This is a genomic window from Pseudomonas sp. CCC4.1, from assembly GCF_035019225.1.
Lineage (GTDB): Bacteria > Pseudomonadota > Gammaproteobacteria > Pseudomonadales > Pseudomonadaceae > Aquipseudomonas > Aquipseudomonas bubulae.
Genome location: NZ_JASJWL010000056.1, coordinates 1 through 11971, shown reverse-complemented (window position 1 = coordinate 11971; position 11971 = coordinate 1). Strand labels below are relative to the sequence as shown.

Here is an 11971-nt window from a genome sequence, read left to right as displayed (position 1 = left end):
GGGAGCGGGCTTGCTCGCGATTGGATCACTGCGGTTTTACAGTGACAGCGCATCGTCTGCATCGCAGGCAAGCCAGCCCCCACATGTTTTTATGCCGCCTCACAACGGCAGCATCCGGTCCTGAATAACCCGCTTCATTACCAGCGTGGACGTCAGGCGTTGCACATTGGGCAGTGAGGTCAGGCGCTCATCGTAGAGCTGCTGGAAGGCCGGCAGGTCGGCGGCGACCACATGCAGCAGGTAGTCCGGGTCACCAAACAGCCTTTGTGCGTCGACGATCTGCGAGGTCTCGATCACTGCCGCTTCAAAATCGGCAATCGCCTGACGGGTCACTTCGCGCAGGGTGACAAATACCATGGCGGAAAAGTTAAGTCCCAGTTCGCCGGGCGCCAGCAGGGCGCGATAGCCAAGAATCACCCCCGAGTCTTCCAGCGCCCGTACGCGCCGATGGCAGGGTGAGAGACTCAAACCCACCCGTTCTGCGAGTTCGGTGAGGGAAAGTCGGCCATCAGCTTGCAGCTGCGCAAGAATATTCCTGTCAATGCGATCCATATGGAAGAACCTTTCCCGTTAATAACTGTTGCTTAGGATAAACGAAAGATAATCCTGGCGGCAGTTGCTTATTCTTCTTTTGCCCGCTTAGACCTTCCCAGAAAGCAGCGGCGCGGGGCTTGTGCCCCATCTCTCATCATCAAAGTTCCAGTGTAGAAAGGAAATGTCCCGTGACTCTCAGCGTCCTGGCCGCGTTTTGGGCGGTATCGTTCTTGTTTATCATCACCCCCGGCGCAGACTGGGCCTATGCGATTTCCGCGGGCATGCGCGGGCGGCTGGTGACGCCAGCGGTGGCGGGTATGCTCTCGGGGCATTTGCTGGCAACGGTGATTGTGGCGGCGGGCGTGGGCGGGCTGGTGGCGCGCAATCCGATGATCCTCAGCGTGCTGACGGTTGCGGGGGCGCTGTATTTGCTCTGGCTGGGTGTGTGCATGCTCAGGGACCCCGCAACCCCCCAGTCCGGGCAGGGGCAGGCGTCTGATTCATGGTCGCGCTGGGCGTGGAAGGGGTTGTGTGTCAGCGGCCTCAATCCCAAGGTGCTGCTGTTGTTTCTGGCGCTTTTGCCGCAGTTCACCGACCCGCTGTCGAATTGGTCGATACCGACACAGATCATTGCCCTGGGCGGGCTGCATGCGGTCAGTTGTGCGCTGGTGTATCTGGCGGTGGGTTTCAGTGCCCACGCCGTGTTGCGCACCCGGCCAGGTGCTGCAAAGAATGTCAGCCGGGTATCGGGGGCGATAATGATCCTGATTGCGGTGGTGCTGCTGGCGGAGCAGGCCTACAGTTGAGGCTTGGCCAACAACCTGAGGAATAAACTGTGGCAGCGACCGGGAAGGATCAGCAAATAACACCGCAGGCGGTAATCGAGTTCTGGAAAAAGGCTGGCCCCAGGCACTGGTTTGCCAAGGATGAAGCCTTCGACACCTTGTTTCGCGACACTTTCTACAGCGCCCACTTCCTGGCGGCCAGTCGCAAGTTGGAGCACTGGCTGGCGCAACCTGAAGGCGCCCTGGCGTTGCTGTTGCTGCTGGACCAGTACCCGCGCAATGCCTTTCGTGGAACCGCACATATGTTTGCCACCGACTCCTTGGCGCGCTTTTATGCGCGGGAGATGATCAATGGCGGTATGGACAAGGCGTTCGAGGCCGACTTGCGAGTGTTCTGTTATTTGCCGTTCGAGCATTCCGAAGACAGTGCCGACCAACAACTGTCCCTGCAACTGCACCACAGGCTTGGGCCGCAAGCCAGCGTCTGGGCTGAAGAACACGCCGTGATCATCCAGCGTTTTGGGCGTTTCCCCCATCGCAATCATGTGCTGGGGCGCGATACCACCGTGGAGGAACGTACGTTTCTGGATGAAGGCGGGTTTGCCGGGTAAGCCCTGTCTTGACCACCAGCAAGGTGTAACCGCTGGCGGGCAGGCATAATTGCCGCCTGAGCCTGAACACCCTTACCTGATGGAGTGACCGATGAAGTACCCAGCCTTGTTGACCCTTAGCCTTTGTGCCGCGCTGTTGAGTCACGGCGCGATAGCTGCAGGGGATGCCGAAGCGGGGGGCAAGCTGTTCACCAAAACCTGTGGCGGCTGCCACAGCATCGGCGAAAACGCCCGCAATGGTTTTGGTCCGCAACTCAATGGTGTGATCGGACGGCTGGCCGGCACCAGCGAGGGCTACCAGTATTCCGACGCCATGAAAAACTCAGGTGTTGTATGGACGCGGGAAAAACTGGCGGCCTATATAGAAGCACCGAAAAAAGTGGTGAGCGGCACGCGGATGATCTTTTGGGGCATCAGCGATCAAGAGAAGATCGACAATCTGCTGGCCTATATCGAGTCCGTCCAGGGGCAGTGATTACTGCACGTCCTTGAGGTAATCCTTGAGCGTTAGCAGCGCCGGGTGCATTTGCTCCGGGGTCTGTGCACTGCTGAAACCGGCGGCCAGCTTTTGCAGTTCGCGGCCCATGACCGTTTGCGCGCCGCCCAGGGCGTCCAGCGCCAGTGCCACACAGCGCTCGATTTTATCCTGGATGGCGCCCATATCGCCCTTGCGCAGGTCAAAGGCAAAGACATCGCGTTGATAGTCGCTCATGGCCGGGTCGTCGCGCAAAATCGGGCTCGAACCTTCGGACTCGTACGCCAGCTTGAGTGCATAAAGGGCGACTGATTCCAGTGGCAATTCCATCGAAAAGATCCTCTACGTTGATGCCGGGCGGCGATCATCGCTTTTCTGCTGGCGAAAAAAAAGGCCAAGGGGCAGCACAAGAGGCTTTCGGCATTTAGGTTGATGCGGTGATACCCTCCGGTTTTTTCAGGGAAGGAAGATGAACATGCGCAAGACAGCGTCAGCCCTGGTAGCTGCAATGGGCTTGCTCGCAGCGGGCGGAGTCGGGGCCTGGACCATGAAGGACGGCGTTATCCAGTTCAGTAACGGCGAAGTGTCTTATTGCGACGGCTGGGCACTTGATGCGGCCTCAATCATGTTGAGTCGACAGGAGGGCAGGCCCGTAGATTATGTCTACGATGCCTACCATGAGCCTTCAGACATCACCAGGAAGATGCGCGTGCTGTTTGTGCGCGATGCCCAGGCATACCCGATAGAAGATACAAAAGAAAAAAAATGGGCTGCTGCAGAAAAGTTCAGCAACAAGGTGAAGGGGCAGTGCTTCAAATCCTATATCGAGCGCGTTCCGCAATCTTGAGCGCCATAACCTGTGGGTGATGGGGGTACGGGCTGAGGGCAAGCAGGTCAGCCCGGGCGGGACAAATCGCAGGCACAAAAAAACCGGCGCGGTGGCCGGTTTCTCTGTGTATCCAGGGTGCATTGAGCGGCACCTTGAATCTATGTTTGGTGCCCCGAGGGAGAATCGAACTCCCACTTCTTTCGAAAACGGATTTTGAATCCGCCGCGTCTACCAATTCCGCCATCAGGGCTCAATGGCGGCGAAGTATAGAGATGAGGTTTAGGTCGGTCAACAACTTATTGGTCTATTTTTGCCAAGTCCGTTAAACTCCCCGGCCCTGCTAGACGAAACCTATCATGCGCGTTGCTGACTTTACTTTCGAACTCCCTGATTCGCTCATCGCACGCCATCCTTTGGCGGAGCGCCGCAACAGTCGCCTGCTGACCCTGGACGGGGAGAGCGGCGTACTGGCACATCGTCAATTCACTGATTTGCTTGAACATTTGCGTCCGGGCGATTTGATGGTGTTTAACAATACCCGGGTGATTCCGGCCCGTCTGTTTGGCCAGAAGGCCTCGGGCGGCAAGCTGGAAATTCTGGTTGAGCGGGTGCTCGACAGCCACCGCGTGCTGGCCCATGTGCGTTCCAGCAAGTCGCCAAAACCCGGGTCGAAGATCCTGATTGATGGCGGTGGCGAAGCCGAGATGCTGGCGCGTCACGATGCGCTGTTCGAGCTGGGCTTTGCCGAAGAGGTATTGCCGCTGCTGGACCGTGTCGGGCATATGCCATTGCCGCCCTATATCGACCGCCCGGACGAAGGTTCGGACCGCGAGCGCTATCAAACGGTCTACGCCCAGCGCCTGGGTGCCGTCGCGGCGCCAACGGCAGGGCTGCACTTTGATGAGCCGCTGATGCAGGCCATCGCCGCCAAAGGCGTCGAGACGGCATTCGTGACCTTGCACGTGGGCGCGGGTACATTCCAGCCGGTGCGGGTCGAGCGTCTTGAAGATCACCATATGCACACCGAATGGCTCGAAGTGGGCCAGGATGTGGTCGATGCCGTGGCTGCATGCCGTGCGCGCGGCGGACGGGTGATCGCCGTGGGTACCACCAGCGTGCGTTCGCTGGAAAGTGCCGCGCGTGATGGCGTGCTCAAGCCGTTCAGTGGCGATACCGATATCTTTATCTTCCCCGGTCGACCCTTTCATGTGGTTGACGCGCTGGTGACCAATTTCCATCTGCCGGAATCCACGCTGCTGATGCTGGTTTCGGCATTCGCCGGTTATCCCGAAACCATGGCGGCCTACAAGGCTGCGGTTGAGCATGGGTACCGCTTCTTTAGTTACGGTGATGCAATGTTCATCACCCGCAATCCTGCGCCGACGGCTCCAGCCCCGGCCCCAGAGGATCAAGCATGAGCAACTGTCGTATGTCCTTCGAGCTGCTGGCCACTGATGGCAAGGCTCGTCGCGGTCGTTTGACCTTCCCCCGTGGTGTGGTTGAAACCCCAGCGTTCATGCCGGTCGGTACTTACGGTACGGTCAAGGGCATGCTGCCCCGCGATATCGAAGCGATCGGCGCGCAGATGATTTTGGGCAATACCTTCCACCTGTGGCTGCGCCCAGGCACTGAAGTCATCAAAAAACACGGCGACCTGCACGACTTCATGAAGTGGCAGGGCCCGATCCTGACCGACTCCGGCGGTTTCCAGGTGTTCAGCCTGGGCGCCATGCGCAAGATCAAGGAAGAAGGTGTGACCTTCGCTTCGCCGGTAGATGGTGCCAAGGTGTTCATGGGCCCCGAAGAGTCGATGCAGGTCCAGCGCGATCTGGGCTCTGACGTGGTGATGATTTTCGACGAATGCACCCCGTACCCGGCCGATGAAGACACTGCCCGTGTCTCCATGGAGCTGTCGTTGCGCTGGGCGCAGCGCTCCAAGAATGCCCATGGCGACAACACGGCGGCACTGTTCGGTATCGTTCAGGGCGGCATGCACCAGAACCTGCGCGAGCGCTCGCTCGAAGGCCTGAACAAGATCGGCTTCGACGGCCTGGCCATCGGCGGTTTGTCGGTCGGCGAGCCCAAGCACGAAATGATCAAGGTGCTGGATTACCTGCCGGCGATGATGCCTGCTGACAAACCTCGTTACCTTATGGGGGTTGGCAAGCCGGAAGATCTCGTTGAGGGTGTGCGCCGCGGTGTGGACATGTTCGATTGCGTGATGCCAACCCGCAATGCCCGCAATGGGCATCTGTTTATCGACACGGGTGTAATCAAGATCCGCAACGCGTTCCATCGCCATGATGATTCGCCGCTGGATCCGACCTGCGATTGCTACACCTGCCAGAACTTCTCCCGCGCTTATCTGCATCACCTGGACAAGTGCGGCGAAATGCTGGGTAGCATGCTCAATACCATCCATAATTTGCGCCACTATCAGGTGCTCATGGCTGGTTTGCGCGAGGCTATTCAACAGGGTACATTGGCCACCTTTGTCGACGCCTTCTATGCCAAGCGCGGGCTGCCTGTGCCGCCCTTGGACTGAGTTTCGGACCTTTAAGAAACAACATTGCAACTGGAGTGCTTAATGAGCTTTTTCATCTCTTCCGCTTTCGCGGACGCTGCTGCACCTGCTGCTGCCCCAATGGGTGGCGGTTTTGAATGGATCTTCCTGGTCGGCTTCCTGGTCATCTTCTACCTGATGATCTGGCGTCCACAGGCCAAGCGCGCTAAAGAGCAGAAAGCCCTGTTGGGTAACCTGCAAAAAGGCGACGAAATCGTGACCACTGGCGGTATCGCCGGCAAAATCGTCAAGGTTTCCGATGCTTTTGTTGTCATCGAAGTGTCTGACACTGTCGAGCTGAAAATTCAGAAAGGCTCGGTTGCAGCCACGTTGCCTAAAGGCACGCTGAAAGCGATCTAAGTTTCAACTTTCAACAATCGACGGGGCGCGCAAGGCGCCCCGCGTTTTAAGCGGGCGGCGTGATTGATGCTGAACAAATACCCTCTGTGGAAATACATACTGATCCTGGCAGTGCTGGCGATCGGTTTTATTTATTCCGCTCCCAATCTGTACCCTGATGATCCGGCCATTCAAGTGTCGGGTGCGAGCACGGCCCTGCAGGTCACTCAAGCTGATCTGGATCGCGCAAGCAAGGCGCTGACGGATGCAGGCATTGAAGTCAAGGGTGCTTCCCTGGCCCAGAACGGCAAAGGTGGTTTGCTGCGCCTGGTCAAGAAAGACGACCAGTTGCCAGCCAAGGATGTTGTACGCAAGGCTCTGGGTGACGATTATGTCGTAGCGCTCAACCTGGCACAGACCACGCCACAATGGTTGCGCAGTCTGGGTGCTCACCCGATGAAACTGGGTCTGGACTTGTCGGGCGGTGTGCACTTCCTGCTGGAAGTGGACATGGACAAAGCTGTCGATGCACGCATGAAAGTGTACGAGAGCGATGTCAAAAGCCTGTTGCGTAAAGAAAAAGTGCGTTATCGCAGCCTGCCGCAACTCAACGGTGCCATTCAGTTGGGCTTCACTGATGAAGCTGTCCGTGAGCAAGCGCGTAGCCTGATCCGTAAAAGCTTCAATGATTTCGACATTACCGCTGCAGACCTGAACGGTCAGCCGGTTCTGCGTCTGGCGATGACCCCGGCCAAGCTGGCGGAAATCCGTGAATATTCCATCAAGCAAAACCTGACAACCGTCCGTAACCGGGTCAACGAGTTGGGTGTTGCCGAGCCTCTGGTTCAGCGTCAGGGTGCCAACCGCATCGTGGTTGAGCTGCCGGGCGTGCAAGACACCGCCGAAGCCAAGCGTATCCTGGGCAAGACGGCCAACCTTGAGTTCCGTCTGGCGGCCGAGCCGGGCGCTTCCAAAGCGACGTCCGAAACTTTCGAGTTCCGTGAAGGTAACCGTCCTGGCGCGCAAATCGAGCGTGGTCTGATCATCACCGGTGACCAGGTAACCGATGCTCAGGCAGGCTTTGATGAGCACGGCCGGCCACAAGTGAACATCAAGCTTGATGGTCACGGTGGCGAGCTGATGAGTCGTTCGACGCGCAGCAACGTTGGTCGCAGCATGGCGGTAATCTTCATCGAGCAGAAGCCGGTGACGACTTACACCAAGCAAGTGGTTGACGGTGTCGAGAAGGACGTACCGGTTCAGTCGTTCAAAGAAGAGAAGAAGATCATCAGCCTGGCGACCATCCAGTCGCCGCTGGGCAGTCAGTTCCGGATTACCGGTCTGAATGGCCAGGGTGAGGCTTCCGAGCTGGCACTGCTGTTGCGTGCCGGTGGTCTGGCCGCGCCAATGTACTTCGCTGAAGAGCGCACCATTGGCCCGAGCCTGGGTGCTGACAACATTACCAAGGGTGTCGATGCATCGCTGTGGGGCATGTTGTTCGTGTCGATCTTCATCATCGCCATCTACCGTTTCTTCGGTGTGATCGCGACGGTGGCACTGGCGGGCAACATGGTCTTGCTGCTGGCGCTGATGTCGGTGCTGGGTGCAACCCTGACCCTGCCGGGCATTGCCGGTATCGTGTTGACGATGGGTATGGCGGTCGATGCCAACGTACTGATCTTCTCGCGTATACGTGAAGAGCTGGCCAATGGCATGACACCGCAGCGGGCGATCAACGAAGGTTTCAACCGTGCCTTTACCGCCATCGTTGACTCCAACCTGACAACCCTGCTGGTCGGCGGGATCCTCTTCGCCATGGGTACCGGGCCGGTTAAAGGCTTCGCGGTGACCATGTCGCTGGGTATCTTTACCTCGATGTTCACGGCCATTATGGTCACCCGCGCACTGGTCAACCTGGTGTATGGCGGTCGGGACTTCAAGAAGTTGTGGATTTAAGGGGCTGCCATGTTACGTACAATCAACTTCATGGGCGTTCGCAACGTAGCGTTCGGCGTCACTGTACTGCTTACCGTGCTGGCCTTGTTCAGCATGTTCCACAAGGGCATGAACTACGGCCTGGACTTCACCGGCGGTACGCTTATCGAGCTGACCTACGAGAAGCCGGCTGATCTGACCAAGGTGCGTAACGAACTGGTTTCGGCCGGCTTCCACGATGCCGTGGTGCAGAGCTTTGGTGCGACGACCGACTTGCTGGTGCGTATGCCCGGCGATGATCCGTTGCTGGGCAACAAGGTAGCGGCTGCGCTGGGTCAGGCAGATACCAGCAATCCGGCGGTGATCAAGCGCGTCGAGTTCGTTGGCCCGCAGGTGGGTGAAGAGCTGCGCGACCAGGGCGGCCTCGGCATGCTGATGGCGCTGGGCGGCATCATGCTTTACCTGGCCTTCCGCTTTCAGTGGAAGTTCGCTGTCGGCGCGATCGTGTCCCTGGTTCACGACGTGATCGTGACCATGGGCGTGCTGTCGTGGTTCCAGATCACCTTCGACCTGACGGTATTGGCGGCGGTGCTGGCGATCATCGGTTACTCGCTCAACGACACCATTGTGGTATTTGACCGGGTGCGCGAGAACTTCCGGGTTCTGCGCAAGGCCAGCCTGATCGACAACATCAATATCTCGACCACGCAAACCTTGCTGCGCACCATGGCGACATCGATCTCCACCTTGCTGGCCATTGCCGCATTGCTGATTTTCGGTGGCGACAACCTGTGGGGCTTCTCGATTGCCCTGTTCGTGGGTGTTCTGGCGGGTACTTATTCGTCGATCTACATCGCCAACGTGGTGCTGATCTGGCTGAATCTCAGTGCAGAGGATCTGATCCCGCCTGCGGCGAGTGAGAAGGAAGTTGATGATCGTCCATAACCAATAGTTATCGACGACTGTCACCTAAAAGGCGCGAGTTATTGAACTCGCGCCTTTTTTTGTGCTCCAACTCCAGGATTGGTGTGGGACTGTTCCCACTTAAGATGGTCTGGAGGTTCACGTGAACAAGTCATTGCTGGTGGGTGCTGTACTGGGTGCTGTCGGTGTTACAGCCGGTGGTGCTTTTGCCACTTACAGCTTGGTGAAAGGCCCTGAGTCTGCGCAGGTGCTGGCCGTTGTGCCGGTCAACCAGCAGATCAAAACGCCGCGTGAGGTGTGCAAGGATGTGACTGTGACGCGTCAGGCGCCGGTCAAGGATCAGCATCAGATTGTCGGCAGCGTGATTGGTGCTGTCGCCGGCGGCTTGCTGGGTAATCAGGTGGGCGGCGGTAACGGCAAAAAGATCGCGACGGTTGCCGGTGCGGTGGGTGGCGGTTATGCCGGTAACAAGGTGCAGGAAGGCATGCAGGAGCGTGATACCTACACCACGACCCAGACGCGTTGCAACACGGTCAATGACATCAGCAGCAAGGTCGTCGGCTATGACGTGCGCTATTCGCTCAATGGCAAGGAAGGCAAGGTGCGTATGGATCACGAGCCGGGCAATGAAATTGCCGTGGACAAGGAAGGCAAGCTGATCCTGAATTAAATTCTTGTGGGGGCGGGCTTGCTCGCGATGCAGGCAGCTCGGTCTGTCAGGCAAATCGCGGTGATGCTATCGCGGGCAAGCCCGCTCCCACAGGGTGGGGTAATTGCAAGGCAAAAAAAAAGCACCCCGAAGGGTGCTTTTTTTGTCTGCGGTATTCGCTTAGCGTTTCAGCGAGGTTGGCAGGTGAGGCTGGATTGCAGTCAGGACAGCTTTGAAGCACTTGGTGTTACCGGCAACGATATGACCTTTTTCAAGGAAATCGTGGCTACCGGTAAAGTCGCTGACCAGGCCGCCTGCTTCTTGAATCAGCAGTGCGCCTGCAGCCATGTCCCACTCGGACAGGCCCGACTCCCAGAATGCATCGAAACGACCTGCAGCCACGTAGGCCAGATCCAGGCTGGCAGCGCCTGCGCGACGGATGCCGGCAGTCTGGCCAACCAGGCTGCGGAACATGCCCAGGTAGTTGTCCAGGTTGTCCATCTGGTTGTCACGGAACGGGAACCCGGTACCCAGCAGGGCGCCTTCCAGGCTGGTACGACCGCTAACACGCAGGCGGCGACCGTTCAGTTGGGCGCCACGGCCACGGCTGGCGGTGAATTCTTCCTGGCGAACCGGGTCAAGAACCACTGCGTGCTCAAGGCGGCCGCGGTATTTGCAGGCGATGCTGACGGCGAAGTGTGGAACGCCGCGCAGGAAGTTGGTGGTGCCATCCAGTGGGTCAATGATCCACAGGTAGTCTTCACCTTCACCGCTGCCTGGGTGCATGCCGGTTTCTTCACCGAGGATGCCGTGCGTCGGGTAAGCCTTGCGCAGGGCGTCGATGATTTTCTGTTCAGCAGCACGATCGACTTCAGAGACGTAATCCTTGGCGTCTTTTTCGTCAACCTTGATGGTATCCAGGCGCTCGATGGAGCGGAAAATCAATTCACTGGCGCTGCGGGCGGCGCGCAGCGCGATATTCAGCATGGGCTGCATGGACGTTTCACCTAAGGTTGTTAAAGAAAGCCGAATATTCTATCAGAAAACTTTGGTAGATGAAGGTTTGCGTTAGCTTTCGTAGCTTATGACGTTTTGCTTAGGTAAGATTTGCTCCCTTTTGCTGGTCTGTGAGCGCTTCCTTTGCTGCCTAATATTCGTGTCGTTCTGGTCAATACCAGCCATCCCGGGAACATCGGCGGTGCTGCGCGTGCCATGAAAAACATGGGGTTGTCGCGGCTGGTTCTGGTTGAGCCGAGGGTGTTCCCGCACCATGAGGCCGACGCGCGCGCCTCGGGCGCCGGTGACATTCTGGAAAATGCACAGGTTGTCGCGACCCTTGAAGATGCCCTGGTGGGCTGCAATCTGGTGCTGGGTACCAGTGCCCGCGACCGTCGTATCCCCTGGCCGCTGCTGGATCCGCGCGAGTGCGGGCAGAAAGTGGTTGCAGAGGCGGCCCAGGGTGCGGAAATCGCGCTGGTGTTCGGTCGTGAAGACTCCGGTCTGACCAATGACGAGTTGCAGCGTTGTCACTTCCATGTGCATATCCCCTCTGATCCCGAATTCAGTTCCCTGAACCTCGGCGCGGCCGTGCAGGTGCTCAGCTACGAGATCCGCATGGCCTGGCTGGCGGCCCAGGGGCAGCCGAGCAAGATCGAGAAAGAAGAGGTGGCGTCCACCAAGAGTGGCGAGCTGGCCACCATGGATGAGCTGGAGCGCTTTTATGAGCATCTGGAGCAAACCCTGGTAGCTATCGAATTCATGGATCCGGAAAAGCCGCGCCACCTCATGGCGCGTCTGCGTCGGCTCTACGGTCGCAGTGCTGTCAGTCGTGCCGAGATGAATATTTTGCGTGGCATTCTCACCGAAACCCAAAAAGCAGCCCGTGGCGAGCTGCTCAAGCGCAAGGATTAATGATGTTTGAGCGTCTGCGTGAAGATATCCAAAGTGTGTTTCGCCGTGATCCTGCAGCCCGTAATGCTTTTGAAGTGCTGACGTGCTACCCGGGGATGCATGCGATCTGGATTCACCGCTTGTCGGCGCTGTTGTGGCAGGCTGGCTGGAAGTGGCTGGCTCGTCTGGTGTCCAACTTCGGGCGCTGGCTGACCGGGATTGAAATTCACCCGGGGGCCAAGGTCGGGCGTCGTTTCTTTATTGATCACGGGATGGGTATCGTGATTGGTGAAACCGCCGAAATCGGGGATGACGTGACCCTGTATCAGGGTGTGACCCTGGGGGGTACGAGCTGGAACAAGGGCAAGCGCCACCCCACTCTGGAAAATGGTGTCGTGGTAGGGGCGGGCGCCAAGGTCTGTCTCTTATACACATCT

Annotated in this window: 15 protein-coding genes and 1 tRNA gene; 12 read left to right on the top strand and 4 right to left on the bottom strand. The window is 58.1% G+C overall.

Features of this window, described 5'->3' with window-relative positions; genetic code table 11:
• Positions 1 to 99 precede the first annotated feature (99 nt).
• Positions 100 to 552 carry an Lrp/AsnC family transcriptional regulator gene (locus tag QN377_RS18360; protein ID WP_095018326.1) on the bottom strand — a complete coding sequence of 151 codons (453 nt, stop codon included), beginning with the start codon at positions 550 to 552 and terminating at the stop codon, positions 100 to 102.
• Between the two features lie 170 nt (positions 553 to 722).
• On the opposite strand from QN377_RS18360, the gene QN377_RS18355 reads away from it, so the two are divergent.
• The 3 genes from QN377_RS18355 (at position 723) to QN377_RS18345 (ending at position 2405) form a co-directional block, all read left to right on the top strand.
• On the top strand, positions 723 to 1340 hold the full coding sequence (locus QN377_RS18355) for a LysE family translocator (protein ID WP_016779589.1): 618 nt from the start codon (positions 723 to 725) through the stop codon (positions 1338 to 1340).
• A gap of 29 nt (positions 1341 to 1369) precedes the next feature.
• Positions 1370 to 1930, top strand: coding sequence for a DUF924 family protein (locus tag QN377_RS18350; RefSeq protein WP_322213517.1), 561 nt, complete (start codon positions 1370 to 1372; stop codon positions 1928 to 1930).
• 91 nt (positions 1931 to 2021) lie between these two features.
• Positions 2022 to 2405: a cytochrome c family protein gene (locus QN377_RS18345; protein ID WP_322213515.1), complete on the top strand. Its 384-nt coding sequence runs from the start codon at positions 2022 to 2024 to the stop codon at positions 2403 to 2405.
• Here the strand turns inward: QN377_RS18345 and QN377_RS18340 are convergent, their stop codons facing one another.
• A complete protein-coding gene (locus tag QN377_RS18340) occupies positions 2406 to 2735 on the bottom strand; it encodes a hypothetical protein (RefSeq protein WP_095001478.1) in 330 nt (109 codons plus the stop codon).
• Positions 2736 to 2880: 145 nt separating this feature from the next.
• Here QN377_RS18340 and QN377_RS18335 point away from each other — a divergent pair, with 145 nt between their 5' ends.
• Positions 2881 to 3252, top strand: coding sequence for a hypothetical protein (locus tag QN377_RS18335; RefSeq protein WP_169916827.1), 372 nt, complete (start codon positions 2881 to 2883; stop codon positions 3250 to 3252).
• 147 nt (positions 3253 to 3399) lie between these two features.
• On the opposite strand, the gene QN377_RS18330 is transcribed toward QN377_RS18335, so the two are convergent.
• A tRNA-Leu gene (locus QN377_RS18330) sits at positions 3400 to 3484 on the bottom strand.
• Between the two features lie 106 nt (positions 3485 to 3590).
• Here QN377_RS18330 and queA point away from each other — a divergent pair.
• The 6 genes from queA (at position 3591) to QN377_RS18300 (ending at position 9665) form a co-directional block, all read left to right on the top strand.
• Positions 3591 to 4652, top strand: coding sequence for a tRNA preQ1(34) S-adenosylmethionine ribosyltransferase-isomerase QueA (gene queA, locus QN377_RS18325; protein WP_095025428.1), 1062 nt, complete (start codon positions 3591 to 3593; stop codon positions 4650 to 4652).
• A gap of 11 nt (positions 4653 to 4663) precedes the next feature.
• On the top strand, positions 4664 to 5779 hold the full coding sequence (gene tgt, locus QN377_RS18320; protein ID WP_083369874.1) for a tRNA guanosine(34) transglycosylase Tgt: 1116 nt from the start codon (positions 4664 to 4666) through the stop codon (positions 5777 to 5779).
• A 42-nt stretch (positions 5780 to 5821) separates the two neighbouring features.
• A complete protein-coding gene (gene yajC / locus QN377_RS18315; protein WP_095001475.1) occupies positions 5822 to 6157 on the top strand; it encodes a preprotein translocase subunit YajC in 336 nt (111 codons plus the stop codon).
• Positions 6158 to 6223: 66 nt separating this feature from the next.
• Positions 6224 to 8092, top strand: coding sequence for a protein translocase subunit SecD (gene secD, locus QN377_RS18310; RefSeq protein ID WP_095001474.1), 1869 nt, complete (start codon positions 6224 to 6226; stop codon positions 8090 to 8092).
• Between the two features lie 9 nt (positions 8093 to 8101).
• A complete protein-coding gene (gene secF / locus QN377_RS18305; RefSeq protein WP_095001473.1) occupies positions 8102 to 9016 on the top strand; it encodes a protein translocase subunit SecF in 915 nt (304 codons plus the stop codon).
• 121 nt (positions 9017 to 9137) lie between these two features.
• Positions 9138 to 9665, top strand: a complete 528-nt coding sequence (locus tag QN377_RS18300; RefSeq protein WP_095001472.1) for a glycine zipper 2TM domain-containing protein — start codon at positions 9138 to 9140, stop codon at positions 9663 to 9665.
• Between the two features lie 159 nt (positions 9666 to 9824).
• On the opposite strand, the gene suhB is transcribed toward QN377_RS18300, so the two are convergent.
• Positions 9825 to 10640, bottom strand: a complete 816-nt coding sequence (gene suhB, locus QN377_RS18295; RefSeq protein WP_016779599.1) for an inositol-phosphate phosphatase — start codon at positions 10638 to 10640, stop codon at positions 9825 to 9827.
• Positions 10641 to 10784: 144 nt separating this feature from the next.
• On the opposite strand from suhB, the gene trmJ reads away from it, so the two are divergent.
• On the top strand, positions 10785 to 11555 hold the full coding sequence (trmJ, locus tag QN377_RS18290; RefSeq protein WP_095018331.1) for a tRNA (cytosine(32)/uridine(32)-2'-O)-methyltransferase TrmJ: 771 nt from the start codon (positions 10785 to 10787) through the stop codon (positions 11553 to 11555).
• 2 nt (positions 11556 to 11557) lie between these two features.
• Positions 11558 to 11971, top strand: a 414-nt coding sequence (epsC, locus tag QN377_RS18285; RefSeq protein WP_323567647.1) for a serine O-acetyltransferase EpsC, incomplete at its 3' end; no start/stop codon positions are given.

Bases quoted from the DNA above. Each gene is read 5' to 3' on its own strand.
- QN377_RS18360 (WP_095018326.1), bottom strand. From the start codon at position 552: ATGGATCGCATTGACAGGAATATTCTTGCGCAGCTGCAAGCTGATGGC.
- QN377_RS18345 (WP_322213515.1), top strand. From the start codon at position 2,022: ATGAAGTACCCAGCCTTGTTGACCCTTAGCCTTTGTGCCGCGCTGTTG.
- QN377_RS18340 (WP_095001478.1), bottom strand. From the start codon at position 2,735: ATGGAATTGCCACTGGAATCAGTCGCCCTTTATGCACTCAAGCTGGCG.
- QN377_RS18335 (WP_169916827.1), top strand. From the start codon at position 2,881: ATGCGCAAGACAGCGTCAGCCCTGGTAGCTGCAATGGGCTTGCTCGCA.
- queA (WP_095025428.1), top strand. From the start codon at position 3,591: ATGCGCGTTGCTGACTTTACTTTCGAACTCCCTGATTCGCTCATCGCA.
- tgt (WP_083369874.1), top strand. From the start codon at position 4,664: ATGTCCTTCGAGCTGCTGGCCACTGATGGCAAGGCTCGTCGCGGTCGT.
- yajC (WP_095001475.1), top strand. From the start codon at position 5,822: ATGAGCTTTTTCATCTCTTCCGCTTTCGCGGACGCTGCTGCACCTGCT.
- secD (WP_095001474.1), top strand. From the start codon at position 6,224: ATGCTGAACAAATACCCTCTGTGGAAATACATACTGATCCTGGCAGTG.
- secF (WP_095001473.1), top strand. From the start codon at position 8,102: ATGTTACGTACAATCAACTTCATGGGCGTTCGCAACGTAGCGTTCGGC.
- suhB (WP_016779599.1), bottom strand. From the start codon at position 10,640: ATGCAGCCCATGCTGAATATCGCGCTGCGCGCCGCCCGCAGCGCCAGT.